Annotated in this window: 21 protein-coding genes, 1 tRNA gene and 8 pseudogenes; 23 read left to right on the top strand and 7 right to left on the bottom strand. The window is 66.4% G+C overall.

Annotated elements, in window-relative coordinates; all coding sequences use genetic code 11:
* Positions 1-21 precede the first annotated feature (21 nt).
* Positions 22-791: pseudogene (locus FQ389_RS04790) on the top strand (hypothetical protein).
* A 35-nt stretch (positions 792-826) separates the two neighbouring features.
* Entirely contained in the window at positions 827-2,005 is a 1,179-nt protein-coding gene (gene pimB, locus FQ389_RS04785) for a GDP-mannose-dependent alpha-(1-6)-phosphatidylinositol monomannoside mannosyltransferase (protein ID WP_144206212.1), read from the top strand.
* Here pimB and FQ389_RS04780 read toward each other — a convergent pair.
* Entirely contained in the window at positions 1,990-3,792 is a 1,803-nt protein-coding gene (locus FQ389_RS04780; protein WP_144206211.1) for an AMP-dependent synthetase/ligase, read from the bottom strand. The genes pimB and FQ389_RS04780 overlap by 16 nt on opposite strands.
* 168 nt (positions 3,793-3,960) lie before the next feature.
* Here FQ389_RS04780 and FQ389_RS04775 point away from each other — a divergent pair, with 168 nt between their 5' ends.
* The 5 genes from FQ389_RS04775 to FQ389_RS04755 all read left to right on the top strand — a co-directional run bounded on the left by FQ389_RS04775 (position 3,961) and on the right by FQ389_RS04755 (position 7,382).
* Positions 3,961-4,350, top strand: a complete 390-nt coding sequence (locus tag FQ389_RS04775; RefSeq protein ID WP_144206210.1) for a polyketide cyclase / dehydrase and lipid transport — start codon at positions 3,961-3,963, stop codon at positions 4,348-4,350.
* A gap of 101 nt (positions 4,351-4,451) precedes the next feature.
* Positions 4,452-4,889 carry an SRPBCC family protein gene (locus FQ389_RS04770; protein ID WP_144206209.1) on the top strand — a complete coding sequence of 146 codons (438 nt, stop codon included), beginning with the start codon at positions 4,452-4,454 and terminating at the stop codon, positions 4,887-4,889.
* Positions 4,890-4,911: 22 nt separating this feature from the next.
* Positions 4,912-6,171 (top strand): ArsA family ATPase, encoded by a 1,260-nt coding sequence (locus FQ389_RS04765; RefSeq protein WP_144206208.1) that lies wholly within the window; start codon positions 4,912-4,914, stop codon positions 6,169-6,171.
* Entirely contained in the window at positions 6,168-6,566 is a 399-nt protein-coding gene (locus FQ389_RS04760; protein WP_144206207.1) for a hypothetical protein, read from the top strand. Before FQ389_RS04765 ends, FQ389_RS04760 begins: the two co-directional genes overlap by 4 nt.
* A gap of 87 nt (positions 6,567-6,653) precedes the next feature.
* Complete coding sequence (locus FQ389_RS04755; RefSeq protein WP_144206206.1) at positions 6,654-7,382, top strand: lysophospholipid acyltransferase family protein; 729 nt, start codon at positions 6,654-6,656, stop codon at positions 7,380-7,382.
* On the opposite strand, the gene FQ389_RS04750 is transcribed toward FQ389_RS04755, so the two are convergent.
* Positions 7,379-8,674 (bottom strand): glycosyltransferase 87 family protein, encoded by a 1,296-nt coding sequence (locus FQ389_RS04750; protein ID WP_144206205.1) that lies wholly within the window; start codon positions 8,672-8,674, stop codon positions 7,379-7,381. The two genes, FQ389_RS04755 and FQ389_RS04750, sit on opposite strands and share 4 nt — an antisense overlap.
* Before the next feature lie 90 nt (positions 8,675-8,764).
* On the opposite strand from FQ389_RS04750, the gene FQ389_RS17725 reads away from it, so the two are divergent.
* The 3 genes and pseudogenes from FQ389_RS17725 to FQ389_RS04735 form a co-directional block, all read left to right on the top strand.
* Positions 8,765-9,259 (top strand): hypothetical protein, encoded by a 495-nt coding sequence (locus FQ389_RS17725; RefSeq protein WP_186296267.1) that lies wholly within the window; start codon positions 8,765-8,767, stop codon positions 9,257-9,259.
* 44 nt (positions 9,260-9,303) lie between these two features.
* Positions 9,304-9,519 carry a hypothetical protein gene (locus FQ389_RS22085; protein WP_260860492.1) on the top strand — a complete coding sequence of 72 codons (216 nt, stop codon included), beginning with the start codon at positions 9,304-9,306 and terminating at the stop codon, positions 9,517-9,519.
* Positions 9,488-9,881 (top strand): annotated as a pseudogene (locus FQ389_RS04735) (beta-class carbonic anhydrase); the annotation flags it as partial. The gene FQ389_RS22085 and the pseudogene FQ389_RS04735, both read left to right, overlap by 32 nt.
* Positions 9,882-9,885: 4 nt before the next feature.
* Here FQ389_RS04735 and FQ389_RS04730 read toward each other — a convergent pair.
* Positions 9,886-10,310, bottom strand: a pseudogene (locus FQ389_RS04730) (PaaI family thioesterase).
* Positions 10,311-10,504: 194 nt separating this feature from the next.
* Between FQ389_RS04730 and cysD the strand changes: the two are divergent.
* From cysD to FQ389_RS04715, 3 genes are read left to right on the top strand one after another with little or no spacing between them, the layout of a single operon-like run.
* Positions 10,505-11,434, top strand: a complete 930-nt coding sequence (cysD, locus tag FQ389_RS04725) for a sulfate adenylyltransferase subunit CysD (RefSeq protein ID WP_144206203.1) — start codon at positions 10,505-10,507, stop codon at positions 11,432-11,434.
* Positions 11,434-13,287 carry an adenylyl-sulfate kinase gene (cysC, locus tag FQ389_RS04720; RefSeq protein ID WP_144206202.1) on the top strand — a complete coding sequence of 618 codons (1,854 nt, stop codon included), beginning with the start codon at positions 11,434-11,436 and terminating at the stop codon, positions 13,285-13,287. The genes cysD and cysC overlap by 1 nt, the downstream gene beginning before the upstream one ends.
* Positions 13,288-13,342: 55 nt before the next feature.
* Positions 13,343-13,825 carry an Rrf2 family transcriptional regulator gene (locus FQ389_RS04715; protein ID WP_144206201.1) on the top strand — a complete coding sequence of 161 codons (483 nt, stop codon included), beginning with the start codon at positions 13,343-13,345 and terminating at the stop codon, positions 13,823-13,825.
* On the opposite strand, the pseudogene FQ389_RS04710 reads toward FQ389_RS04715, so the two are convergent.
* Positions 13,822-14,209, bottom strand: a pseudogene (locus FQ389_RS04710) (VOC family protein). The gene FQ389_RS04715 and the pseudogene FQ389_RS04710 overlap by 4 nt on opposite strands.
* 49 nt (positions 14,210-14,258) lie before the next feature.
* A pseudogene (locus tag FQ389_RS04705) lies at positions 14,259-14,671 on the bottom strand (VOC family protein).
* A 72-nt stretch (positions 14,672-14,743) separates the two neighbouring features.
* Between FQ389_RS04705 and FQ389_RS04700 the strand changes: the two are divergent.
* Positions 14,744-15,176 (top strand): annotated as a pseudogene (locus FQ389_RS04700) (NUDIX domain-containing protein); the annotation flags it as partial.
* Positions 15,173-15,673 (top strand): annotated as a pseudogene (locus FQ389_RS04695) (Rv2253 family sensor-like surface protein). The pseudogenes FQ389_RS04700 and FQ389_RS04695, both read left to right, overlap by 4 nt.
* A 36-nt stretch (positions 15,674-15,709) precedes the next feature.
* Here FQ389_RS04695 and FQ389_RS04690 read toward each other — a convergent pair.
* Positions 15,710-16,024, bottom strand: a complete 315-nt coding sequence (locus FQ389_RS04690; protein WP_260860491.1) for a DUF732 domain-containing protein — start codon at positions 16,022-16,024, stop codon at positions 15,710-15,712.
* A 175-nt stretch (positions 16,025-16,199) separates the two neighbouring features.
* Between FQ389_RS04690 and FQ389_RS04685 the strand changes: the two are divergent.
* Positions 16,200-16,823: pseudogene (locus tag FQ389_RS04685) on the top strand (DUF1345 domain-containing protein).
* Between the two features lie 477 nt (positions 16,824-17,300).
* Here the strand turns inward: FQ389_RS04685 and FQ389_RS04680 are convergent.
* A tRNA-Arg gene (locus FQ389_RS04680) sits at positions 17,301-17,376 on the bottom strand.
* A 124-nt stretch (positions 17,377-17,500) separates the two neighbouring features.
* On the opposite strand from FQ389_RS04680, the gene argS reads away from it, so the two are divergent.
* The 7 genes from argS to rpmE all read left to right on the top strand — a co-directional run bounded on the left by argS (position 17,501) and on the right by rpmE (position 26,519).
* Positions 17,501-19,153 carry an arginine--tRNA ligase gene (gene argS / locus FQ389_RS04675; RefSeq protein ID WP_144206199.1) on the top strand — a complete coding sequence of 551 codons (1,653 nt, stop codon included), beginning with the start codon at positions 17,501-17,503 and terminating at the stop codon, positions 19,151-19,153.
* Entirely contained in the window at positions 19,150-20,568 is a 1,419-nt protein-coding gene (lysA, locus tag FQ389_RS04670) for a diaminopimelate decarboxylase (RefSeq protein WP_144206198.1), read from the top strand. The genes argS and lysA overlap by 4 nt, the downstream gene beginning before the upstream one ends.
* 3 nt (positions 20,569-20,571) lie before the next feature.
* Positions 20,572-21,897: a homoserine dehydrogenase gene (locus FQ389_RS04665; RefSeq protein WP_144206197.1), complete on the top strand. Its 1,326-nt coding sequence runs from the start codon at positions 20,572-20,574 to the stop codon at positions 21,895-21,897.
* Positions 21,894-22,976: a threonine synthase gene (thrC, locus tag FQ389_RS04660; protein ID WP_144206196.1), complete on the top strand. Its 1,083-nt coding sequence runs from the start codon at positions 21,894-21,896 to the stop codon at positions 22,974-22,976. Before FQ389_RS04665 ends, thrC begins: the two co-directional genes overlap by 4 nt.
* A 37-nt stretch (positions 22,977-23,013) precedes the next feature.
* Entirely contained in the window at positions 23,014-23,958 is a 945-nt protein-coding gene (thrB, locus tag FQ389_RS04655) for a homoserine kinase (RefSeq protein WP_144206195.1), read from the top strand.
* A gap of 260 nt (positions 23,959-24,218) precedes the next feature.
* The gene (gene rho / locus FQ389_RS04645) at positions 24,219-26,111 is read left to right on the top strand and encodes a transcription termination factor Rho (RefSeq protein ID WP_144206194.1); all 1,893 of its coding nucleotides are present in this window, start codon (positions 24,219-24,221) and stop codon (positions 26,109-26,111) included.
* A 165-nt stretch (positions 26,112-26,276) separates the two neighbouring features.
* The gene (gene rpmE / locus FQ389_RS04640) at positions 26,277-26,519 is read left to right on the top strand and encodes a 50S ribosomal protein L31 (protein WP_144206193.1); all 243 of its coding nucleotides are present in this window, start codon (positions 26,277-26,279) and stop codon (positions 26,517-26,519) included.
* Positions 26,520-26,569: the final 50 nt, after the last annotated feature.

Raw genomic sequence — 26,569 nt, 5'->3', positions numbered from 1 at the left:
CACCGCCGTTGGATCTCAATCCTGCTGGCGTGCGAGTTCGCCGTCGCCGCGGCCCTGCCGTTCGATGCGCGCGACCGCGGAACGGACTCCGCACAGGTCGTCGGTGACCGTGCCGTTCACCTGCGCAGCCTCGGTCGGCCAGCCGCCGATCGCCTGCTCGCCAGGATCTCGTCGAACATCGGTGCCGCCGTCGAGAAGGTGGAGGCCTTCTGGGGGGTCGACTGGCCGCGCGACATCTCGGTGGTGGCCGCCGGCTCCGATGAGCAGTTCCGCGCGGCCGCCGGGGGTGGCGGGCCGGCGCAATGGGCCGACATCGCGGTGGTGACCGTCGCCGACCGGATCGATTCCGCGCACCGGCTGGTGCTGGGTCAGCGCATCGTGTTCGCACCCGGTACGGCCGGCATGAGCGACTCGGCGCCGCGAATCGTGTTGACGCACGAGCTTTTTCATTACGCATCGCGCGCCGACACCGCACTGGACACGCCGCGGTGGCTGGCCGAAGGCGTGGCCGACTTCGTGGCCCGCCCGCGCCGGCGCCGGCCGACGCGCGCGTGACATCGTCGGGGCAGCTGCCGTCGGACGCCGAACTGGACACCCCGGGGCCGCAGCGCTCGCTGGCGTACGACCGTGCCTGGTGGTTCGCGCGGTTCGTCGCCGACCTGTTCGGCCCGCCGCGGCTGCGGGCCTACTATCTGGCGGTCTGCGGCGTGACGGGGCCGACCCGTTCCTGGCCCGGGCGCGACGTGCTGGGCGTCGACGCGGCGGGCCTGCTCGCGCGCTGGCAGCACTGACTGGGTGCCGCGGCCTGATTGCTAACGTGACGCAGGTGAGCCGGGTCCTGCTGGTAACCAACGACTTTCCACCGCGGCGCGGCGGTATCCAGTCGTACCTGTGCGATTTCGTCACCCGGCTGGCCGGCACCGGATCGCACTCGGTGCTGGTCTACGCGCCGCAGTGGAAGGGCGCCGACGCCTTCGACGCCGCCGCGGCGGGCTACCGCGTGGTGCGTCATCCCGGCACGCTGATGCTGCCCGGGCCAGCGGTCGACACCCGGATGCGCCGGCTGATCGCCGAGCACGGCATCGACACCGTGTGGTTCGGCGCGGCGGCACCGCTGGCGTTGCTGGCTGCGCGCGCCCGGCAGGCCGGCGCGACCCGCGTGCTGGCCAGCACGCACGGCCACGAGGTGGGCTGGTCGATGCTTCCGGTCGCCCGACAGGTGTTGCGCCGCATCGGCAATGACTCCGACGTGGTGACGTTTGTCAGCCGCTACACGCGGTCGCGGTTTGCGACGGCATTCGGTCCCGCGGCCTCGCTAGAATACCTGCCGTCGGGTGTCGATACCGATCGGTTCCGGCCCGACCCCGCCGGCCGCGACGAGCTGCGCACCCGCTACGGGCTGGGGGAGCGGCCCACCGTGGTGTGCCTGTCCCGGCTGGTGCCGCGCAAGGGCCAGGACATCCTGATCAAGGCGCTACCGTCGATCCGGAAACGCGTCGAGGGAGCCGCGCTGGTCATAGTCGGCACCGGACCGTATCTGGACACACTGCGCAGGCTCGCGCGGAACACCGGCGTAGCCGACCACGTGACCTTCACCGGCGGGGTGCCCGCAGCCGAGCTGCCCGCCCACTACGCGCTGGCCGACGTGTTCGCGATGCCATGTCGCACCCGTGGCGCCGGGATGGACGTCGAGGGCCTGGGCATCGTCTTTCTGGAGGCCTCGGCGACCGGCGTGCCGGTGGTTGCCGGCGACTCGGGCGGAGCCCCGGAAGCCGTGCGGCACACCAAGAACGGATTCGTCGTCGACGGTCACTCCGTCGCCGAGGTCGGCGCAGCGGTCACCGAGTTGCTGGCTGACCGGGACCGGGCCGCGGCGATGGGCGAGGCTGGACGCGAGTGGGTGACCTCGCAGTGGCGCTGGGACTTCCTGGCCCCCCGGCTGGGCGAGTTGCTGACCCCGCCGCTGTGGCCGAACGGCGTGGCCAGGCGCTACTTCTTCTCGTAGATCGCTTCGATGTCGGAGGCGAACTTCTCGGCCACCACGTTGCGCTTCACCTTCATTGTCGGCGTCAGCTCACCGGTGTCCTCGGTGAAGTCGACCGGCAGGATCCGGAACTTGCGGATCGCCTCGGCATTCGACACCGCCAAGTTGGCCTGCTTGACCGCGGTGTCGATTTCGGCGACCAGATCGGGGTCGGTGGCCAGGTCGCCTACCGACGCACTCCCGGGTTTGCTGTTACGTTCCTTCCAACCCTCGAACGCTTCGGAATCGATCGTAATCAGTGCTCCCACAAAGGGTTTGGCGTCCCCGACCGCCAGTACCTGGCTGATCAGCGGATGTGCCCGGAGCTGATCCTCCACCACGGCGGGGGCGACGTTCTTGCCGCTGGCGGTGACGATGATCTCCTTCTTGCGCCCGGTGATCTTCAAAAAGCCGTCCTCGTCCAGCGAGCCCAGATCGCCGGTCTTGAACCAGCCGTCGGTGAACGCCTCGGCGGTGGCCCGCTCGTTGCGCCAGTAGCCGCTGAACACCACGCCGCCGCGCACTAGCAGCTCACCGTCGTCGGCGATGCGCATGCTGTTGCCCGGCAACAGTGTTCCGACGGTCCCGATCTTGACCCTGCCGACCTGGTTGACCGTGATCGCCGCACTGGTCTCGGTCAGGCCGTAGCCCTCGTGGATGGTCAGGCCCACACCTCGGTAGAAGTGCCCCAGCCGCCTGCCCAGCGGCGCTCCCCCGGAGACCGACGCGTGGCAATCGCCGCCGAGGGCCGCGCGCAGCTTGTGATAGACTAGTCGCTCGAACAGCGCATGCTTGGCGCGCAGCAGCAACCCGGGACCGCCGTGGTCGTACGCCTCGCTCCAGTCGACCGCGGTCTGCACCGCGCGGGCGAAGATCGGCCCCTTGCCGTCGTTGGCGGCGTTCTGCGCGGCGGTGTTGTACACCTTCTCGAACACCCGCGGCACTGACACCACGACCGTCGGCTTGAACACCGCGAACATCGGCAGCAGGTTCTTGATGTCGCTGGTGAAGCCGACGGTCACCTTGTTGGCGCACGCCGACAGCGTCAGCGCCCGGGCTAGCACGTGGGCCAGCGGCAAAAAGATCAAAAGCCGCTGCCCCTCGTGCAGCAGCGTGGGCAGGCACTCCTTGGCGCCCTTGATCTCGTACAGCAGGTTGGCGTGAGTGAGTTGACATCCCTTGGGCCGCCCCGTGGTTCCCGACGTGTAGATCAGGGTCGCGGGGTCCGCGGAGCGCAGCGCACTCTGCCGGGCGGTCAACTCGGCCGGGTCCACCTCCGCGCCGACCTCGACGAGCTGATCAAGCGCCTTGGGGCCGGAACCGTCGATGTGCAGCACCCGGCGCAGGGCCGGAAGTTCGCCGGTGAGCTCGGTGACGATCGCGGTGTGCGCGTCGGTCTCGGCGAATGCCACGACGGCTTCCGAGTCTTGCAGCACCCAGCGCACCTGTTCGGCCGACGAGGTCTCGTAGATCGGGACGGTGACGCCGCCGATGGCCAGGATGGCCAGGTCCAGGATCGCCCACTCGTAGCGGGTGGCGGAGAAGATGGACACCCGGTCCCCGGCCTGCACGCCCAGCGCGATCAGACCCAACGCCGCCGAACGGACCTGCTCGGCGGCCTGGGCGCACGTGACGTCGGTCCACACGCCGTCGACCAGGCGCTGGTAGATGACAAAGATGGGGTCGTCGCGCTCGTGCTCGAAGAGCATGGCCGCGATGTTTTCCTGCTCGCCGACGGTGAAGCGGGCGGGAACGCTGTACTCACGCACTGTTGACCTCGATGACCTAGTGACCGGTGGCCGGGCTTGCTGTCACTCACACTAATCGCGGGATTCGCGCAGCCCGGCAGTGGTGGCCGGGTCGGCCTAGCGATTGCCGGGAACGCTCGGCCGATGACCGATGACGCCCCGCTGTCAGTGATGTGTGAAGCTGACACGATGCACAGCATCCAGATCGCGGACCAGACCTATATCGCCGCCGACGGCGCCCGGGTCGGCGCCGCGGTGACCGACCGGTCGCAGTGGCGGTGGTGGTGGCCCGATCTGCGACTGCAGGTCGTCGAGGACCGGGCCGAGAAGGGCATCCGCTGGTCGGTCACCGGAGCGTTGACCGGCACCATGGAAATCTGGCTGGAGCCGTCGCTGGACGGCGTGGTGCTGCACTACTTCCTGCACGCCGAGCCGACAGGAGTGGCGGCCCACGAACTGGCCAAACTGAACCTGGCAAAGATGACGCACCGCCGCCGGGTCGCAGGCAAGAAAATGGCTTTCGAGGTCAAGACGACGCTGGAACAGTCGCGTCCGGTCGGTGTTTCTCCGGTAGCTTAGCCGCGTCACGGTTGACACGGAGTACCTTCGGTCCCAAGCGGGGTACTCCCGGAGGTGACCGGGAACGGGACCCAGTCGACGGGAGAGAGGGCATCGGCCAAGTGGCGGAGAAGACGACCCAGACCATTCACATCGAGGCGGATCCGGACACAGTACTGGAGGTGATCGCCGACATCGATTCGTACCCGGAGTGGATCTCGGAATACAAGGAAGCCGAAGTGCAGGAGCGCGGCGCCGACGGCTATCCGAAGACGGTCCGATTCGTGATAGACGCCGGCTTCATCAGGGATACCATGGTGATGTCCTACCAATGGTCGGCCGATCACAAATCGTTGAGCTGGACCCTGGTCTCCAGCTCGTTGTTGCGCTCACTCGAAGGCTCATATCGCTTGGCGGCCAAGGGTTCTGGCACCGATGTAACCTACGAACTCGCGGTCGACCTGGCGATCCCGATGATCGGGTTGCTAAAGCGCAAGGCCGAGCGCAGGCTGACCGACACCGCCTTGAAGGATCTGAAGAAACGAGTCGAGGCTGAGTGAGTCCGATCCCTACGGCCCTGCCGTGTCCACTTTTTCGTCCGCATGCCGGATCAGTCTCTTCGTCGGCAAGGGTGGCGTAGGAAAATCCACCCTCGCCGCGGCCACCGCGGTCACCGACACGATCGAGGGGCGACGCGTGCTGGTGGTGTCCACCGACCAGGCGCACTCAATCGGCGACGTGCTCGGCGTACCGGTTCTGCCGAGCGGTCGCGGCGAGCCGGTCCGGGTGCTCGCCGACCTCGATACCCAGCCGGGCGGCGGGACACTCGACGCGATGGCCCTGGACACCCTGGCACTGCTGGAGGCCCGCTGGGTGGAAGTGGTCACCGCGCTGGACCGGCGCTTCCCCGACTCCGAGCTGAGTAGCATTGCCCCCGAGGAACTCTCGGCGCTGCCGGGCATCCAGGAAGTGCTGGGCCTGTACGCGGTCGGTGAGTTGGCGGCGTCCGGGAGCTGGGATCGCGTCGTCGTCGACTGCGCCTCGACCGCGGACGCATTGCGGATGCTCACCCTGCCCGCCACCTTCGGGCTCTACGTGGAACGAGCCTGGCCGCGACACCGCCGGCTGTCGATCACCGCCGACGACCCGCGGTCGGCCGCCGTGGTCGAACTGATCGAGCGTATTAGCAGCAGTGTCGAGGCGCTGAGCGCGCTGCTGACCGACGGCGATCGTGTCGGCGCGCACCTGGTGCTGACACCCGAACGGGTGGTGGCGGCCGAGGCGGTCCGCACGCTGGGTTCGCTGGCACTGATGGGAGTCCGCGTCGAGGAGCTGATCACCAACCGGGTGCTGGTGGAGGACGAGTCCTACGAGTACTGGAACCTGCCCGAGCACCCGGCCTTCTACTGGTATGGCGAACGCATCTCGGAGCAGCGGGCGGTGCTCGACGAGCTCGACGCCACCATCGGCGACGTCGCGCTGGTGATGACGCCGCTGCTGGCGGGTGAACCGATCGGACCCAAGGCGCTCAGCGGCTTGCTCGACAGCGCCCGTCTTCGGCATGGAGCGGCTCCGCCGGGGCCGCTGCGCCCTATTGTGGATCTCGAATCCGGGACGGGCCTTGGGGCGATCTACAGTATGCGGTTAACGTTGCCCCAGCTCGACCCCGGATCGCTGTCGCTGGGCCGGGTGGATGACGACCTGATAATCAGCGCCGGCGGTATGCGGCGCAGGGTGCGGTTGGCGTCCGTGTTGCGCCGGTGTACCGTGCAGGACGCGCATTTGCGCGGTGGGGAGCTGACAGTGCGATTTCGACCAGATCCGGAGGTGTGGCCCAAGTGACGACGCCGCGTTCCGAGCTCGGGCCCGAACTGCGCCGGCTGGCTCAGGCGATTCTGGACGGCATCGACCCCGCCGTGCGGATGGCGGCGACGATGACGGCCGGCAACGGACCCGGAACCGGCAAGTGCCAACAGATCTGGTGTCCGATGTGCGCGCTAGCCGCCCTGGCCACCGGCGATCAGCACCCGTTGCTGACCTTCATCGCCGACCACAGCTTCGCCCTGTTGGAGGTCATTCGCGCGATCGTCAACGACATCGACCGGTCCGCTACGCCGCCACCGGATGATGACCCGCCCGGCGGCGGCACGGCAAGCGAATCACCCAACGGCGACAACGCGGCCGACACCGAGGGGCGCAGCCGGTATCAACCCATCCCGGTCACCATCGAGGAGTGATCGCCACCGGCTGAATGTGGTCGGTTGCGTCGGGGATGGGTACAGTTGGCGCAGAACACCGGCGGGTGCGGGCGAGAGGGAGGGGCCATGTGGTACTGGCTATTCAAGTACATCCTCGGCCCGCTGCTGCAGATTCTTGGTCGCCCGAAAGTCGAAGGCCTGCACTATGTTCCAAGTTCGGGCCCGGTGATACTGGCCAGTAATCATCTGGCCGTGATGGACAGCTTCTTCCTGCCGCTGGTGGTGCGACGGCGAATCACCTTCCTGGCCAAGTCCGAATATTTCACCGCCACCGGCATCAAGGGCTGGTTCAGCCGCTGGTTCTTCACCGCCGTCGGCCAGGTGCCGATCGACCGCAGCAACGCCGACGCCGCGCAGGCCGCGCTGGACACCGCCGAGCGGGTGCTGGCCTCCGGCAAGCTGCTGGGCATGTACCCCGAGGGCACCCGCTCGCCCGACGGCAGGCTGTACAAGGGCAAGACCGGCCTGGCACGGTTGGCGCTGCAGACCGGTGTTCCAGTCATTCCGGTCGCGATGATCGGCACCAACGTCGTCAACCCGCCCGGAACCACGATGCTGCGCTTCGGCAAGGTGACCGTCCGGTTCGGCAAGCCGATGGATTTCTCCCGATTCGAGGGGCTGGCCGGTAACCGCTTCATCGAGCGCGCCGTCGCCGACGAGGTCATCTACGAACTCATGCAGCTCTCCGGCCAGGAATACGTCGACGTCTACGCCGCGACCGTCAAAAATCGCGGCAAGGATGCGGCCGGCGCGACCGACGAGGCCACTCGAATCCCGGAAACCGCTGCCGGCTAACCGACGACGTTCAGCGGACGGCCGACGTCGGAATCGGTGCGTGCCAGCGGGTCTCGCGTGGCCGCCCGGGCAGTCACGGTGAGTCCCGCCGCCGCGATCACGGTCAGCGCCCACCACACATACGACATGCCGAGCAGTTGACGCCACCAGTTGGCGGTCTCCTCGTGGTGTTTGGGCAGCAGCTCGAGCGGTTTCCACGTCATCAGTGCAACCCCGGCGACAGTCAACAGCGCCAGCGCGACGTTGCGGCGTCGCCAGCCCAGGACCGCCGTGACCAACAGCGTCGGCAGCACCCACACCCAGTGGTGCGACCACGACACCGGTGACACCATCAACCCGAACAACGCGACACAGACGATCGCCAGCGTCGGCTCGCCGGCCTGCAACACGTGCCGCATCGCCCACACCGTCAGCGCCAACACGCCCACGCAAAGGGCGGCCCAGAGCACGAACTGCACGTCCTGGCCGAGCCCGAGCCGCGCCAGCGAGCCCGCGATGTTCTGGTCGGTGTTCAGCGCCGCGGAACCGATCCGGTCGGTGTGGTGGACGGTGTGCGTCCAGTACTCCCACGAGTCGCTCCAGGCCAGGATGAACCCGAGCAGGGTGGCCGCCACGAACGACATCACGGCCGTCGACGCGGTGCGGAAATCGCGGCGCACCAGGAAATAAAGCAGGAACACCGCGGGGGTGAGTTTGAGCGCCATGCCCAGCCCCAGCAACAGTCCGCGCGGCCACGGCGTGCGGCGCGGCACGCAGTCGGCGATCACCAGCGTCATCAGCACCACGTTGATCTGGCCGAAGGCGAAGTTCGAGTTAATGGGCTCCAACCAGATCGTCGCCGGCGCCACGATCAGCACCGCCAACCAGCACCGGCGCAGCCAGGCCGGGCCGGGCAGCAGCGCCGAAGTGTTCCACACGTCCAGCCGGGTCAGCACGATCACCGTCGACACGACCAGCAGTACCAGCGTCAGCGCGGTGATCGCGACGCTGGCCACCGGCATGTGCAACCAGGCGAACGGGCAGAACGCGATCGCCGCCAGCGGCGGATAGGTGAACGGCAGATTCAGCCCGATCGGTGTGTGGAACAACACATCCCCGCGGTACAGCGGACGCCCGTCCAGCCAGGTCTGGCCGCCCATTTGGTAAATGTCGATATCGATGCGATAAGGCGTATGTGCAAACAGACCCCAGGCCGTGTAGCCGAGCGCCGCGGCGGCTAGCAGCCACAACAGGCACCACACCAACGCCCGCCCCGCTCGGGTGCCCACGCCGGGCGCCTGCGAAATATTCATGTCGCAGAACAGCGTAATCGGTGCGCAGCGCCGTCCGGGCCCACAGCGCGGCTGCCGGGCCGCGGCGATTTGCTGGCATAAGTTGCAAGCGTGTGGCACTGGTTCGTGCCGCTCGGCGCCGGTTTCGTCGGGGAGTGGCTGCTGGTGCAGTCCCTGGTTCACGCGCCTCCCGCACACGACCCGATGGTGGCGCTGACGACACCATTAGCCGTTGGCATGGCCGCGCTCGCCACCGGTTTGAGTGTGGCCGCGACGGCGAAAGCGTCCGGGATCGGGTTCTTGGCCCGTCCCCGCTCCAGCCTGGCCGCCGGCGCGAAGGAGGCGCCGGTCAGCATGCGTGCGGGCATGGCGGGTGCCTGCCTGGTCCTGGCGGTGGCGCCGGGCCTCGTCGCCCGATCGTGCGGCACACCGTCGCGACGTTGCCTTACGCCCCAACCCCGGGTTCACCAACTTCGGCGCGGTGGTGCGACTGCCCGGGGTGGCCGGTTCGATCGCCCCAGCGTGATCGCCGCCGGTGTTGATCCGCGCGGCACTGGTGGCGGTCGGGCTGGCTCGGCTGCGCTCGTGGGGCGCCCCACCGGTTGAGCTACCGTTATGGGCTTGCCGGCGCAGACGATCTCACCGAGCGCATGCAATACACTGCCACGTCGTTCGCCGAGCCGTTGCAGCGAGTCTTCGGTGACGTGCTGCGCCCCGACACCGACATCGAGGTCACCGCGACGGTCGAATCGCGGTTCATGGCCGACAGAATCGCCTACAGGACCGCGATCACCGACGCGATCGAACAGCGGCTGTATCAAGCCGGTGGTCGCCGCGGTCGTCGCCTGCATGGATGCCCGGCTTGACGTGTATCGCCTGCTCGGCCTCAACGCGGGTGAGGCGCACGTCATCCGCAACGCGGGGGTGTGTCGTCACCGACGATGTCATTCGGTCGCTGGCCATCAGCCAGCGGCTGATGGGCACCCGGGAGATCATCCTGATCCACCACACCGACTGCGGCATGTTGACCTTCAACGACGACGACTTCAGGCGCGGCATCCAGGACGAAATCGGCGCCAAGCCGCCGTGGGCGCCCGAGTCCTTCCCGGACGTCGTCGAGGACGTCCGGCAGTCGTTGCGCCGCATCGAGAACAGCCCGTTCGTCATCAAGCACGAGTCGCTGCGCGGCTTTGACTTCGATGTCGCCAGCAGCAAGCTCGACGAGGTGGCGCTCAGCCGTCCTTGTAGGTTGCCAGGGCCTTGGCGACCAGCTTGCCGTCCTGGGCGACGATTTCGGCTTCACAGTTGGTAAGCGAGCGGCCCCGCCGCAGCACCCGGCCCACTCCTATCAGGTCGGTGGCCCGGGCCAGCGCCATGAAGTCCAGCGCCATCAACACCGTGACGCCCCGCAGCTCGGGGGCTCTTCGGCGCCGCACCACGCCGCGGCCATGACGGTGAGGTCGGCGAGCGTGGCGATGGCACCGCCGTGCACCATGTCGCCGACGGTGACGTTGGACGGATCCCACGGCAGCCGTAGCCGGACTTCGTCGTCGCCGAGCTGATCGGCGACGACGCCCAACTTGGCGACGAACGGCGATTGCGGGACGAACTGCGCGATGACGTCGCGCCCGCTGGCGGGCACCGAGGACGTGGTCATCCGCTCATGTTTTCGCATTGATCCGCGGCGGGGCAAGCGCGCACGCGGCAGCCGGCGCGATCGGTCCGGTGCACGGCCGCCGGTGTTTGTCCATTGACACCGCAGCGGTGGGCTGGTTCTATAAGCGATAATGACTGTAAACATGGCAAGTTAAACCAAGTTTATCAGGATATGTGGGTTACGACGAAGGAATCATGACGAGTGGGGTGACGGCCGGTCCCGTGGCAGGCCAGTACGAATTAAGCCATCTGCGTTCGCTGGAAGCCGAGGCCATCCACATCATCCGGGAGGTTGCCGCGGAGTTCGAACGGCCCGTGCTGCTGTTTTCCGGTGGCAAGGACTCCATCGTGATGCTCTATATGGCCCTCAAGGCGTTCCGGCCCGGGCGGCTGCCGTTTCCGGTCATGCACGTAGACACCGGCCACAATTTCGACGAGGTGATCGCGACCCGCGACGAACTCGTCGAAGAGTTCGGGGTGCGCCTGGTGGTCGCCTCGGTGCAGGAAGACATCGATGCCGGGCGGGTCGGCGAGGTGATCCCGTCCCGCAACCCGATCCAGACTGTGACGCTGCTGCGCGCCATCCGGGAGAACAAATTCGACGCCGCATTCGGCGGGGCGCGCCGCGACGAGGAGAAGGCCCGTGCTAAGGAGCGGGTGTTCAGCTTCCGTGACGAGTTCGGGCAGTGGGACCCTAAGGCCCAACGGCCAGAGCTGTGGAACCTCTACAACGGGCGCCACCACAAGGGTGAACACATCCGGGTTTTCCCGCTGTCGAACTGGACCGAATTCGACATCTGGTCCTACATCGGCGCCGAGAAGATCAAGTTGCCGTCGATCTACTACGCGCATCGGCGCAAGGTTTTCGAGCGGGACAGCATGCTACTGGCCGTGCATCGGCACATGCAGCCCCGCGCGGGCGAACGGGTGTTGAAAAAGACCGTGCGGTTCCGCACGGTCGGCGACGTCACCTGCACGGGCTGTGTCGAATCCGAGGCCACCACGGTGTCGGAGGTGATCGCGGAGACCGCGGTGTCCCGGCTGACCGAACGCGGCACCACCCGTGCCGACGACCGCATCTCCGAAGCCGGCATGGAAGACCGGAAACGGCAGGGTTACTTCTGATGGCTGCACCGACGACACTGCTGCGCATCGCGACCGCCGGCTCGGTCGACGACGGCAAGTCCACCCTGATCGGGCGGCTGCTCTACGACTCCAAGGCCGTGATGGAAGATCAGTGGGCCGCGGTAGAGAAGACGTCCAAAGAACGCGGCCACGACTACACCGACCTTGCCCTGGTCACCGACGGCCTGCGCGCCGAGCGCGAGCAGGGCATCACCATCGATGTCGCCTACCGCTACTTCGCCACCCCCAGGCGGAAATTCATCATCGCCGACACCCCTGGACACATCCAGTACACCCGCAACATGGTGACCGGGGCGTCCACCGCGCAACTGGTGATCGTGCTCGTCGACGCCCGGCAGAGCCTGCTCGAGCAGTCCCGACGGCACGCCTTCCTGGCGTCCCTGTTGGGCATCCAGCACATCGTGCTGGCGGTCAACAAGATGGATCTGATCGACTGGGATCGAGCCAGATTCGAGGAGATCAAGGACGAATTCCACGCCTTCGCGGCGCGGTTGGACGTGCAAGACGTGGCAACCATCCCACTGTCCGCGCTGCACGGCGACAATGTGGTGACCAAATCGGATCGGGCGCCCTGGTACGAGGGCCCGGCTCTGCTGTCGCACCTCGAAGAGGTGTACATCGCCGGCGACCGCAACCTGGTGGACGTGCGCTTCCCGGTGCAGTACGTCATCCGGCCGCAGACCCACGAGCACCACGACCACCGCAGCTACGCCGGCACCGTGGCCAGCGGCGTGATGCGTCCGGGCGACGAGGTGGTGGTCCTGCCGGTCGGCAAGACCAGCAAAATCACCGCGATCGAAGGCCCGAATGGCCCTGTGGAAGAAGCGTTTCCACCGATGGCCGTCTCGGTGAGCCTGGCTGACGACATCGACATCTCGCGAGGTGACATGATCGCTCGCACCAACAACCAGCCCAGGGTCACCCAGGAATTCGACGCGACGGTGTGCTGGATGGCCGACGCGGCGTCGCTGGAGCCGGGGCGCGATTACGTCATCAAGCACACCACCCGAACCACCCGTGCCCGAGTCACCGCACTGGACTACCGGCTCGACGTCAACACGCTGCACCGCGACAAGAGCGCTACGGCGTTGAAGCTCAACGAACTTGGTCGTATCTCGCTGCGCACCCAGGTGCCGTTGCTGCTCGACGAGTACACCCGCAACGCCAGCACCGGTTCCTTCATCCTCATCGATCCGTACAGCAACGGCACCGTCGCCGCCGGCATGGTGCTGCGCGATGTCACGGCACAGAAGGCAAGCCCGAACACCGTTCGGCATCAGTCGCTGGTGACGGCGGCGGACCGGGCGGCGCGCGGACGGACCGTGTGGCTCACCGGCCTTTCGGGTTCAGGCAAGTCGTCGGTGGCCATGCTGGTCGAGCAGAAACTGCTCGAAAAGGGCTTTCCCGCTTACGTTCTCGACGGGGACAATCTACGGCACGGCCTGAACGCCGACCTGGGCTTCTCGATGGCCGATCGTGCGGAGAACCTGCGCCGGTTGGCCCACGTCGCGACGCTGCTGGCGGATTCCGGTCAGACCGTGCTGGTGCCCGCCATCAGCCCGCTCGACGAACACCGCGAGATGGCTCGTAAAGTGCACTTCGACGCCGGATTTGAGTTCTTCGAAGTTTTCTGCGACACCCCGCTCGCCGAGTGCGAGGCGCGTGATCCCAAGGGCCTGTACGCCAAGGCTCGCGTCGGTGAAATCACGCATTTCACCGGTATCGACAGCCCCTACCAGCGGCCGAAGAATCCCGATCTGCGGCTCGTCCCGGACCGCCCGCTCGAGGAACTTGCGCAAAGCGTCATCGACCTGCTGGAGTTGCGGGGCTAGCCAGCGCGCACCCAAGCATCCGCCCCGATCGCCCTGTGATGGCACAATCCTCAGGGTGCGGATGTCAGCGAAGGCCGAATACGCGGTTCGGGCAATGATCCACCTCGCCACCGCGGACAAGGGCACGCTGGTCAAGACCGACGACTTGGCCCAGGCGCAGGGCATACCCCCGCAGTTTCTCGTCGACATCCTCACCAACCTGCGCACCGACCGCCTGGTCCGCAGCCACCGCGGCCGCGATGGTGGCTACGAGCTGGCGCGCCCGGGCGGCGAGATCAGCATCGCCGACGTGCTGCGCTGCATCGACGGGCCGCTGGCCAGCGTCCGCGACATCGGGCTGGGCGACCTGCCGTACTCGGGACCCACGGCGCCCCTGGCCGATGTCTGGCGTGCCCTGCGCGCCAGCATGCGCTCGGTACTCGAGGAGACGACCCTGGCCGACGTGGCGTCCGGCTCGCTGCCCAAGCACGTCGCGAAACTCGCCGACGATTATCGGGGGCAGGAAAGCGTCCGGCACGGCACTTCGCACGTCGACTAGCCCGCCGATCCGTAAGGTCGGGTCAGGATTTCCAGCGCGTGCCCGGCCGGGGCCAGGAAGTACACCCGCGCCCGCCGTCGTTGTGGTTGATCTCGCCCGGCCGGCCTTGCCGCGGATCGGCCCAGTGCGGCAAGCCGCGCGAACGGATCTTGCCCTAGATCTCGTCGAACTCCGGCTCGGACACCAGAAACGCGTAGTGCTGGCGCCGGATGTCCTCGCCCTCGGGAGCGTCCGCGAAATCCAGACTCACACCGTTGTCGAGTTGCACAACCATGAAGTGGCCGCATGGCTTCGGGCCGGGCAAGCCGGAAAGCTCGGTGAGAAACTCGCGGACTCGTGTTTGTCGCGGGCGGCGACGATGGTGTGGTTGAAACTGATGCTCATGGTCCTGTCCAGTTAACCACCGTCGCCATCGGTCGACAACGTGCTGGCGCTACTTGGGTGCGGTCAACTTTAGTGCGATGTTGTCCGGGTCGCGGAACCCCAGAATGTAGGACGGCCCGATGTCTTTGACGGGTTCGTGCTGGACGCCAATGTCATCGAGATGTGCTGCTGCAGCTTCTAATTCGTCCCTGTTGGCGAGTCGGAACGCGAGGTGGTCGAGGCCTGTGCGGTCTTCGTGGAAGCGGTCGGTGGCGACGGGCCGCAGTCTTAGCAGCGTGCCGCCGAGGTCGTAGATGACTCCGCCGTACAAGAAGCTCAGCTGCTCACGAGTCGTCTCGTCCGCATTCTCGGGGATTTCCAGCAACACCGGCCAATCGAGCACGCTCTCGTAGAACTGGCGGGATCGTTCTATATCAGTGACGGTGAGACGGACATTGCGATGGATGTAGTCGTTAGAGCCACGGGGGCCCATGCTGCCACTTCACGGATCACTTGTTGAGGGCGTGCCAGAATCGCGGACGTGCAGATAGCGACTACGCCGTCGTCGACAAACCCGTCTGCGCACTAGTGGTGCCGTACGACGGCAGCCGGTTCCGGCTGGTCGAACAGTTCCGCTATCCCGTCGGCGCGCGCCGTTGGGGGTTCCCCAGGGCACCGCGTCCGACTTGGCAGAGTCGGAGCCCGCCGAGCTGACCGCGAGTGAGTTGCGCGAGGAAACCGGGCTTACCGCAACATCGTTCGAGGCGCTCGGTCTGGTCGATGTTGCTCCTGGAATGACCAGCCAGCGGGGCTGGGTTTTCCTGGCCACCGCGATCACCGAGGGTTGGACGGACCGCGAGCACGAGGAGCAGGACATGCGCAGCGCGTGGTTCTCCCGGGGGACGTCGAGGAGATGATCCGCGCCGGGGTGATCGCCGACTCGCAGTCCATCGCGGCCTACGGGCTGTTCCTGCTGCACGGGCGATGAACGCGCGCGCCAGGATCGCCGCGGTGCTGGGCGCCATCGCAATCGTCGCCGCTCTTGCGGTTTCGGCTCACGCGGCATCGCCGGCATGAAACGGCAAGTACTCGCTGGTGCGCTATGCCGCCAGCAAGACCGGCACCAGCATCGCGGCCGGTCAGGCTGATCCGACCTTCAGCGCCGACTATATAGTGTTCGTGACGTCGTGCTCGGCGGGCGCGTGCGTGGCCACCGCCAGCGACGGTCCGGTCCTCAAAAACCCGACGCTGCCCGTCCCGTTGCACTACACCTGGGACGGAACCCGGTGGGTGTAGCGCTTCGATTTTCAGTGGGATTGCTATATGGGAGAGGGGATTGCGAAGGTCTGGGCGCCGGCACGGTCGTGGGCGTTCTACGCTTCCCAACCGGACGGGTCGCTGCGCGGAACCTGGCAAACCGACATCGCCAGCGGCCCGTGTCGCGGGACGGTGGAGATGCCGGTGGCGGCGTTTGCTGCGGGTTGACCGGGCTCACGATGACGCGACGACCCGATCAAATCCCTAGGGGCAGTAGTTCGATTCGGCGGCGCTGACGACGCCGGTTGCGTCGCTGAGGTTGATCCCCGGGTTCTTACTCTGCACGACCTGTGCCATCTGGTCGGGGGTCTCGCCGGCGCTGCGGTCCGCGAAAATCAGGCTGTCCTTGTCGCCGGTAAGGCCGATCTTGTGAATCTGGGCGAGGTAGGAGTCGTCGTCGGCGACGGCAATGCCGGTGCCGAACGTCAAGGCTGCGGCCACCAGAGCCGGGGCAATCAGGAAAGACAGTTGGCGAGCAGATATCACGGTCGGCTCCTTGTCTGGGAGGGGGGGCAGCACAACCGCATCAGCATGCGGTCGGGTAAGCCGCCACGCGAGGTGAGAATTGGCAAATAGAGCCGCTCGGGGCGTACCGAGCCCGTACGCCAATCGGCAAACCAGACGGGGGAGTGCCGGTGCGCGGCACAGGTGTGCATTGCTATGTGGTGCCGCCCGCGGATGGTTAGGTCGGATCATGGCGTCCCTGGTGAAGTTGGTCCGCGATATGGTCGCGGTCCGGATAACCGTTGCCGTGCTGCTCGGCATCGTCGTTGCGATTGTCGTGGGTGATGCGGCCGGCTGGCGTTTCGCGCTGGCCGACTGGGTCGCCGCGGCCGGAGTGTATGTGGTGTGGACGCAACTCATCTTTTCGGTTCTGGGTGACGCGAGAGGATCCGACCCGATGGCTCGCCGACGCCGTCATCCTGTCGGCCAGCATCGCCAGCCTGGGTGGCGTCGGCTACGTGGGTGGCCGCCACGTCGCGCTCCGGCGCCGAGTCCGTCCAGGCCGCCATTGTCGGCATCCTGACCGTCGCCGCGTCATGGTTCGCCGTGGACACCCTGTTCACCGGGCATTACGCGCGGCTGTACTATTCTGACGATCCTGGCGGGATCGATTTCCACGACCCCGGAGCCACCCCGGTTCCGCGACTTCGGCTACGTCGCCTTCACGGTCGGCATGACCTACCAGGTGTTGGACACCGAGATCAACCTGACGCCCATCCGCGGCACGGTGTTACGCCACGCGCGGATCTCGTACCTCTTGGGCGCGGTGGTTCTCGCGGTGACCATCAATTTGATTGCCGGGCTGAGTTCCTAAGGTGTGACGCGGGCCGGGTGCCGACGTCAACCGAGAACGAACCTCGTTGCGGTTCAGCCGATCCCGTGTTGCGGTCAAGCCTGATTCAGCCAGACGATGAAATCCGTGGCCTGCGCCTTCCATAGCGCTGGGTAGGCGATTCTACGAGTGGCCGGCCGAACCGACGGAGACCGGACGGACCGTCAGTCGGCCGTTTGCACCTTCGGCAGGTCGCGTTGGGCGATCTGCAGGCTGTCGCGGTAGTACTCGTCGTCTGCGAAGTTGAGGGCGAAGACTTCGCCTTGATTTTGCCGAAGTCGGGTTCGGCGTTGTAGTCGCGCGACGCCTCGAGGGTGTAGATGTAGTCGTTCGCGTCTTGGGTGGCGGACCGTTGCTTGGTGGCCTTCACCAGCGCATCGGCCTTCTCGATGGTGGGGCTCTCGTCCTGGAGAAGCGAGTAATGGCAAAAACCATAAACTGATTTGACCTGGCGTAACCTGGTGCCCCCGGCAGGATTCGAACCTGCGGCTTTCTGCTCCGGAGGCAGACGCTCTATCCCCTGAGCTACGGGGGCGCATGCATCGACGCTACGCCATGGGGCGTGAAACTGTCCGGGATAGACTAACGCATCCCGGGGGCTGCTTCGTCACCGCAATGGATTCGGGGCATAGGCACGCTAACCAATAGGATGGACGCTCGTGACACCCGCTGACCTGGCTGAGCTGCTCAAGACCACCGCATCCGCGGTGCTGGCCGAGCGCGGCCTTGACGTGTCCGCGCTGCTGGCCACGGTAACCGTGGAGCGGCCGCGCAATCCCGGTCACGGCGATTACGCCAGCAACCTGGCGATGCAGCTGGGTAAGAGGGTCGGCGCAAACCCACGCGAGCTGGCCGGATGGCTTGCCAGTGCGTTGGCCGCGGCCGACGGTATCGCGTCGGCGGACGTGGCCGGACCGGGTTTCATCAACCTGCGTCTCGAGGCCTCGGCACAGGCCAAGGTGGTCAACGACGTCCTTGACGCCGGTGAGCGCTACGGGCGCTCCACGGCGTTGGCCGGCCATAGGATCAATCTGGAATTCGTCTCGGCCAATCCGACCGGGCCGATCCACATCGGCGGCACCCGCTGGGCCGCCGTCGGCGACGCGCTGGGCCGGCTGCTGGCGACGCAGGGCGCCGAGATCGTGCGCGAATACTATTTCAACGATCACGGCGCGCAGATCGATCGATTCGCCAACTCGCTGATCGCCGCGGCCAAGGGGGAGCCCACCCCCGAAGACGGCTACGCCGGCACCTACATCAACGACATCGCCGCGCAGATCCTGCAGAAATCGCCCGACGCGCTGGATCTGTCCGACGCCAAGATGCACGAGACGTTCCGCGAAGTCGGCGTCGACCTGATGTTCACCCACATCAAAGAGTCGCTGCACGAATTCGGCACCGACTTCGACGTCTACACGCACGAAGATTCGATGCATACCAGCGGGCGCGTCGACCAGGCCATCGCCAGGCTGCGCGAAAGCGGCAATATCTACGAGAAAGACGGCGCAATTTGGTTGCGCGCCAGCGCTTTTGGCGACGACAAAGATCGCGTCGTGATCAAGAGCGATGGCAAACCCGCCTACATTGCCGGTGATCTCGCCTACTACCTGGACAAGCGGGAGCGCGGCTTCGATCTGTGCATCTACATGCTCGGCGCCGATCATCACGGCTACATCGCGCGGCTCAAGGCCGCCGCGGCCGCCTTCGGTGACGACCCGGCAACGGTCGAGGTACTGATCGGGCAGATGGTCAACCTGGTCCGCGACGGTCAGCCGGTGCGGATGAGCAAGCGTGCGGGCACCGTGATCACCCTCGACGACCTCGTGGACGCGCTCGGCGTCGACGCCGCACGCTACAGCCTGATCCGCTCGTCGGTGGACACCGCGATCGACATCGACCTGGCGCTGTGGTCGTCGGCGTCGAACGAAAACCCAGTCTACTACGTGCAATACGCGCACGCCCGACTCTGCGCGCTGGCGCGCAACGCCGCCGAGCTCGGCCTGATTCCCGACACCGGGCACTTGGAGCTGCTCACCCACGACAAAGAGGGTGCGCTGCTGCGCACCATCGGTGAATTTCCGCAAGTGCTGCACACCGCGGCGTCGCTGCGCGAACCGCGCCGGATCTGCCGTTACCTGGAAGACCTCGCCGGTGACTACCACCGGTTTTACGACTCGTGCCGGGTGTTACCCCAGGGCGATGAACAACCCATCGACCTGCACACCGCTCGGCTGGTGCTGTGCCAGGCGACCCGCCAGGTCATCGCCGACGGGCTGGCGATACTCGGCGTCAGCGCTCCGGAGAGAATGTGAACGTTCATCCCGCCGGCCCCCGACACGCCGAAGAAGTCCGCCATGCGGAGAGTCCGCCTCGGCCCCAATCAACCGAGGAACTGTTGCTTATTGCGCCAAATGTATGGCCGCGCAATATGATTCGTGACTATTCCGGAGTTTCTCTGATCGCCGGCGTCCCGGTGACGGACCTTGCTCAGGAATACGGAACTCCGTTGTTCGTCGTCGACGAAGATGACTTCCGTTCTCGCTGCCGCGAGATCGCCTCTGCCTTCGGCGGCGGAAAAAATGTGCACTACGCGGCAAAAGCCTTCCTGTGCAGCGAAATAGCTAGGTGGATCGCACAGGAGGGCCTATCGCTGGACGTGTGCACCGGCGGGGAGCTGGCCGTAGCGTTGCATGCTGACTTCCCGCCGGAGCGAATCACCTTCCACGGCAACAACAAATCCGTTGCCGAGTTGACCACCGCGGTCAAAGACGGTGTAGGCCATGTGGTTTTCGACTCGATGACCGAGATCGAGCGCCTCGAAACCATCGCGGGCGAGGCCGGCGTCGTGCAGGATGTGTTCGTCCGACTCACCGTTGGCGTCGAGGCGCACACGCACGAGTTCATCTCGACCGCCCATGAAGACCAGAAGTTTGGCCTGTCGGTGGCTGACGGCGCGGCCATGGCGGCGGTGGAACGAGTGTTCGCCACCAACAATCTGCGGCTGGTTGGGTTGCATAGCCACATTGGTTCGCAGATTTTCGACGTCGCCGGCTTCGAGTTGGCCGCGCGCCGTGTGCTCGGTCTGCTGCAAGAGGTGGTCGCGCAGTTCGGTGTGGACAAGACCGCGCAGATCTCCACCGTGGATCTCGGTGGCGGCCTGGGCATCTCGTACCTGGCCTCCGATGATCCTCCTCCGATGTCCGAACTGGCGGCCAAGCTGAGCGCGATCCTCAACAGCGAGGCAGCGGCAATGGGGCTGCCGACGCCGCGGTTGGTGGTAGAGCCCGGACGTGCCATCGCCGGGCCCGGCACCATCACGCTATACGAGGTCGGCACCGTCAAGGATGTCGAGGTAAGCTCGACGGCGATCCGCCGTTACGTCAGTGTCGACGGCGGTATGAGTGACAACATCCGTACCGCGCTCTACGATGCGCAGTACGATGCCCGGCTGGTGTCGCGGGTCAGCGATGCGCCGGCCATATTGGCCCGTATCGTCGGAAAGCACTGTGAGAGCGGCGACATCGTGGTCCGCGATACCTGGGTGCCCGGCGATCTGGGCCCCGGCGACCTGCTTGGGGTGGCCGCGACGGGCGCGTACTGCTATTCGCTGTCGAGCCGCTACAACATGGTCTGCCGGCCCGCCGTGGTGGCGGTTCGCGACGGGCGGGCCCGCCTGATCTTGCGCCGGGAAACGGTCGACGATCTGCTGAGTCTGGAAGTGAGGTGAACTGTGTCCGGTAATGAAAAGCCCGTCGGCGTGGCGGTACTCGGATTCGGCAACGTCGGCAGCGAAGTCGTCCGTATCATCGAGCAGAGCGCGGACGATCTGGCCGCCCGAGTCGGCGCGCCCCTTGCGCTGCGCAGCATCGGCGTCCGACGCGTCGCCCCCGATCGCGGCGTACCGGTCGAATTGCTCACCGACAACGTCGACGAGCTGGTGTCCCGCGAGGACGTCGACATTGTCGTCGAGTTGATGGGTCCGGTCGAGTCGTCCCGCAAGGCGATCCTGGCCGCCCTCGAACACGGCAAATCGGTGGTCACAGCGAACAAGGCGTTGTTGGCGCAGTCCACCGGGGAGTTGGCCCAGGCCGCCGAAAACGCGCATGTCGACCTGTATTTCGAGGCGGCGGTGGCGGGCGCAATCCCGGTCATCCGCCCGCTCACCCAGTCGCTGGCCGGCGACACGGTGGTGCGCGTGGCCGGCATCGTCAACGGCACCACTAACTACGTCCTGTCCGCTATGGACAGCACCGGCGCTGATTACGACAGTGCGCTGGCCGACGCGAGCGCGCTCGGCTACGCCGAGGCGGATCCCACGGCCGATGTGGAGGGCTACGACGCCGCGGCCAAGGCCGCGATCCTGGCGTCCATCGCCTTCCACACCCGGGTGCGGGCCGACGACGTCTACCGTGAGGGCATCACCAAGATCACCCCGGCGGACTTCGTGTCCGCGCACGCGCTGGGCTGCACCATCAAGCTGCTCTCCATCTGCGAGCGCATCACCACCGACCAAGATCAACAGCGTGTTTCGGCGCGCGTCTACCCGGCGCTGGTGCCGTTGTCACATCCTCTGGCCACCGTTAACGGCGCGTTCAACGCGGTGGTGGTCGAAGCCGAGGCGGCGGGCCGGCTGATGTTCTACGGTCAGGGAGCCGGCGGTGCTCCCACCGCGTCGGCGGTGACCGGTGACCTGGTGATGGCCGCCCGCAACCGGGTGTTGGGCAGCCGAGGGCCGAAAGAATCCAAGTACGCTCAATTACCCATCGCCCCCATGGGTTTCATCTCGACTCGTTACTACGTGAGCATGAACGTCGCCGACAAGCCCGGTGTCTTGTCGTCGGTGGCGGCCGAATTCGCCAAGCGCGAGGTCAGTATCGCCGAGGTCCGCCAGGAAGGCGTGGCGGACGAGGGCGGGCGCCGAGTGGGCGCACGCATCGTGGTGGTCACCCACAGCGCCACCGATGCGGCGCTTTCCGAAACCGTTGCCGCGCTAGCCGACTTGGACGTCGTACAGAGTGTGGCAAGCGTGCTGCGATTAGAGGGAACCAGCATATGAGCACGCCACGCACCGCCACCCATACGCCGTGGCCGGGCCTGATCGCTGCCTATCGCGACCGGTTGCCGGTCGGTGACGATTGGACGCCGATAACCCTGCTCGAGGGCGGCACGCCGCTGATTCACGCCACCCGGTTGTCCGAACAGACCGGCTGCACTGTCCACCTCAAGGTCGAGGGGCTCAACCCCACCGGTTCCTTCAAGGACCGTGGGATGACGATGGCGGTCACCGACGCGGTGGCCCGCGGCCAGCAGGCCGTGCTGTGCGCCTCCACCGGCAACACCTCGGCCTCGGCGGCCGCCTACGCCGCGCGTGCCGGCATCACCTGCGCCGTACTCATCCCGCAGGGCAAGATCGCGATGGGAAAGCTCGCGCAGGCGGTTATGCACGGCGCCAAGATCATTCAGATTGACGGAAATTTCGACGACTGCCTGGAACTGGCCCGCAAGATGGCCGCCGATTTCCCGACGATCTCGCTGGTCAACTCGGTCAACCCGGTGCGCATCGAGGGTCAGAAGACCGCGGCGTTCGAGATCGTGGACGCGCTGGGCACCGCGCCGGATGTGCATTCGCTTCCGGTCGGCAACGCGGGAAACATTACCGCGTACTGGAAGGGCTACACCGAGTACCACCACGAGGGCATCGCCGACAAGCTGCCGCGGATGCTGGGCACCCAGGCCGCCGGTGCCGCCCCACTGGTGCACGGCAAACCGGTCAGTCACCCCGAGACCATCGCGACGGCCATCCGCATCGGGTCACCGGCGTCCTGGGCGGCGGCCGTTGCCGCTCAACAGCAGTCCAATGGCCGATTCCTGGCCGCGACCGATGAAGAGATTATGGCCGCCTGCCATCTGGTGGCTCAATCCGAAGGCGTGTTCGTCGAACCCGCGTCGGCGGCCAGCATCGCGGGCCTGCTCAAGTCCGTCGAGGACGGTTGGGTGGCCCGCGGATCGACGGTCGTGTGCACGGTGACCGGCAACGGCCTGAAGGACCCCGACACGGCGCTGAAAGACATGCCGAGCGTTTCCCCAGTGCCGGTGGATCCCGTCTTGGTCGTCGAAAAGTTGGGCCTCGCGTAGTGGCCGGTTGGCGTGCATCGACTCTGAGAGCCGGCCGGTGACTCAACTGCTGCCCGCCGGACTGGTCGCCAGCGCCGTGGTGTCGGCGTCCAGCGCTAACCTCGGCCCGGGTTTTGATAGTATCGGCCTGGCGTTGAGGTTGGCCGACGAGATCGTCCTGGAGACAACCGATTCCGGACTGGTCGTCGAGGTCGAGGGCGAGGGCGCGGACCAGGTGCCGCTGGGGCCGGATCATCTGGTGGTGCGCGCCATCGAACGCGGCCTGCAGGCGGCCGGAGTGCGGGTGCCCGGCATGGTGGTGCGCTGCCGCAACGCCATCCCGCACTCCCGCGGCCTAGGCTCGTCCGCCGCTGCGGTGGTCAGCGGCCTGGCTGCGGTGAACGGCCTTGTCGCACAAACGGATTCGTCACTGCTCAGTCAAACGCAGCTGATTCAGCTGTCCTCGGAGTTCGAAGGCCATCCGGACAATGCCGCCGCCGCGGTGCTGGGCGGTGCGGTGGTGTCATGGACCGACCGCGCCGGTGCCCGGGCGGACTATTCGGCCGTATCGTTGGCGCTGCACCCCGACATTCGGCTGTTCTGTGCGATCCCCGAGGTGCAGTCGTCCACCGCGGAGACCCGCGTGCTGCTGCCCGCGCAGGTCAGCCACGAGGACGCCCGATTCAACGTCAGCCGGGCCGCATTGCTGGTGGTCGCGCTCACCAAACGCCCCGATCTGCTGTTGGCGGCCACCGAGGACGTCCTGCACCAGCCGCAACGGGCGCCGGCGATGCCCGCGTCGGCGGAATATCTGGGGCTGCTGCGGCGTCTTGATGTGTCAGCGGCGCTGTCGGGGGCGGGACCGTCGCTGATCGCGCTGACCACCGAGTCCGAGTTGCCGGCGGAGGCCCTGGAGTATGGTGCAGCCAACGGATTCAAGGTCATGCGAATGACACCTGGCGAAGGAGTTCGCTGGAGCCCGAGTGTCACGATCGCCGGTTAATCCACAGGCTCACCGGAGGGTTTGCTTGCTTCCATCACCGATGCGGGCTATCCTCGCATCGTCCAGCAATCGCAGGTTCTGCATCTGCATAAAACTGCCTTGCCGCTGGGACAACTCCAATTCTTCTCGTGAACGAGGTTCGCCTTAATTCTCCGCCCCTCCAGGCGATCACCGTTGCAAGTCGATTGGGCGCACTCGGCAATTTGGCTGACTGCAACGACCCCCTATGACGTGATCAGCGGGGGAAAGAAAGGAAATCCGTGACTGATACGGACCTGTTCACGGCTGACGAAAGCACCGACGGCAACCAGCCGTCGACCGCCGTGACCACAGACACTCCCGACGTCAAACCCAACGTCTCGACCGGCTCCCTGTCCACTATGGTGCTGCCCGAGTTGCGTGCGCTGGCCAGCCAGGCCGGCGTCAAGGGGACGTCCGGCATGCGCAAGGGCGAACTCATCGCCGCGATCAAGGAGATCCGGAGCCAGTCGAACGGCGCCACCGCTGATGACGCCCCGGCCAAGGACAAGAACAGCGACAACGGCACCACCGAGCAAGCCACGAGCCCGGAAAAGAACGAAGACCGAAACCAAGAAACCGCGACGGCAGAAACGCCGGCCACCCAAGGGGAACAGCAGGATTCGGCGCCCGAAGGCCCGCGGCGGCGCGAACGCCGCACCGCCAGCCGGGAAACGGGCTCGTCCGGCCGCGGCGGCGACGAGTCGGACCGCAGCAATACCCAGAACCGCAACGGCACCGCCACCGAGGAGACCGACACCCGCGACCGCGGCCCGAAGGACAACAAGAGCGAGAACTGCGGATCCGACTCCGGCTACCAGGGCGGGGATCAACAGGGCTCCGGCGGCCAGCAGGGCCGTGGCGGTTCCAATCAGCAGGACGACGACGGCGAGGGCCGCCAGGGCCGGCGCGGCCGCCGGTTCCGCGACCGCCGGCGGCGCGGCGAGCGCAGCGCCGAAAGCGGTGACACCGAACTGCGCGACGACGACGTCGTTCAGCCGGTGGCTGGCATTCTCGACGTCCTGGACAACTACGCCTTCGTGCGCACCTCCGGCTACCTGGCCGGCCCGCTCGACGTCTATGTCTCGATGAACATGGTCCGCAAGAACGGCCTGCGCCGCGGCGACGCGGTGACCGGCGCCGTCCGGGTGCCGCGCGACGGCGAGCAGCCCAACCAGCGGCAGAAGTTCAACCCGCTGGTCCGGCTGGACAGCGTCAACGGCGGCCCCGTCGAGGACGCGAAGAAGCGGCCCGAGTTCAGCAAGCTGACGCCTCTCTACCCCAACCAGCGGTTGCGCCTGGAAACCACCCCCGACCTGCTGACCACCCGGGTCATCGACCTGATCATGCCGATCGGTAAGGGCCAGCGCGCGCTGATCGTGTCGCCGCCCAAGGCGGGTAAGACGACGATCCTGCAAGACATCGCCAACGCGATCACCAAGAACAACCCGGAATGCCACCTCATGGTCGTGCTCGTCGACGAGCGCCCCGAGGAGGTCACCGACATGCAGCGCTCGGTCAAGGGTGAGGTCATCGCCTCAACCTTCGACCGCCCGCCGTCAGACCACACCTCCGTCGCCGAGCTGGCGATCGAGCGCGCCAAGCGCCTGGTAGAGCAGGGCAAGGACGTCGTGGTGCTACTCGACTCGATCACCCGGCTGGGGCGCGCCTACAACAACGCGTCGCCGGCGTCGGGCCGGATCCTGTCCGGTGGTGTCGACTCCACCGCGCTGTACCCGCCCAAGCGCTTCCTGGGTGCGGCCCGCAACATCGAAGAAGGCGGATCGCTGACGATCATCGCCACCGCGATGGTGGAGACCGGCTCCACCGGTGACACGGTGATCTTCGAGGAGTTCAAGGGCACTGGTAACGCCGAGCTCAAGCTGGACCGAAAGATCTCCGAGCGCCGGGTCTTCCCCGCGGTCGATGTGAACCCGTCGGGCACCCGCAAGGACGAGCTGCTGCTCTCGCCCGACGAGTTCGGCATCGTGCACAAGCTGCGGCGCGTGCTGTCGGGGTTGGATTCGCATCAGGCCATCGACCTGCTGATGTCGCAACTGCGCAAGACCAAGACCAACTACGAGTTCCTGGTGCAGGTGTCAAAGACGACGCCTGGCGCCATGGATAACGACTGACCAGCCGCGGCACTCAAACCACGCTCACGACACGCCAACTGACGTCGCAATGGTTTGAGTTTCGGCGGCTGGCACGCGGCGGGAATGCCGGGCGGTGCCCCGTTGTTTTGGGGGCTAGTGGCTTACCTGGCATAATCGACGCTCGACACGATCGAAGAGGACATCATGAAAACTGACATTCATCCCGCCTGCACGGAGACCACGGTGGTCTGCGGCTGCGGACACACGTTCCAGACGCGCAGCACCAAAGAGGGCGGCCGCATCGTTGTCGAAGTTTGCTCGCAGTGCCACCCGTTCTACACCGGCAAGCAGAAGATTCTGGACAGTGGTGGCCGGGTCGCGCGCTTCGAAAAGCGCTACGGAAAGCGCAAAGCAGGAGCCGACAAGGTTGAATCAACCGGCAAATAGCTGTCTTACCGACGCCCGAACTGTGGCCATCTGGTGCGCAGGCCGGGCGT

Origin of the sequence: Mycobacterium tilburgii (assembly GCF_902168065.1) — a bacterium.
In the GTDB taxonomy this organism is placed as follows: Bacteria; Actinomycetota; Actinomycetes; order Mycobacteriales; family Mycobacteriaceae; genus Mycobacterium; species Mycobacterium tilburgii.
This window is presented reverse-complemented; position numbering and strand designations above follow the sequence as displayed.

Excerpts from the sequence above, each read along its gene's own strand:
- FQ389_RS04775 (WP_144206210.1), top strand. The coding sequence starts at position 3,961 with ATGCACAGCATCCAGATCGCGGACCAGACCTATATCGCCGCCGACGGC.
- FQ389_RS04755 (WP_144206206.1), top strand. The coding sequence starts at position 6,654 with ATGTGGTACTGGCTATTCAAGTACATCCTCGGCCCGCTGCTGCAGATT.
- FQ389_RS04750 (WP_144206205.1), bottom strand. The coding sequence starts at position 8,674 with ATGAATATTTCGCAGGCGCCCGGCGTGGGCACCCGAGCGGGGCGGGCG.
- FQ389_RS22085 (WP_260860492.1), top strand. The coding sequence starts at position 9,304 with ATGCAATACACTGCCACGTCGTTCGCCGAGCCGTTGCAGCGAGTCTTC.
- cysD (WP_144206203.1), top strand. The coding sequence starts at position 10,505 with ATGACGAGTGGGGTGACGGCCGGTCCCGTGGCAGGCCAGTACGAATTA.
- cysC (WP_144206202.1), top strand. The coding sequence starts at position 11,434 with ATGGCTGCACCGACGACACTGCTGCGCATCGCGACCGCCGGCTCGGTC.
- thrC (WP_144206196.1), top strand. The coding sequence starts at position 21,894 with ATGAGCACGCCACGCACCGCCACCCATACGCCGTGGCCGGGCCTGATC.
- rpmE (WP_144206193.1), top strand. The coding sequence starts at position 26,277 with ATGAAAACTGACATTCATCCCGCCTGCACGGAGACCACGGTGGTCTGC.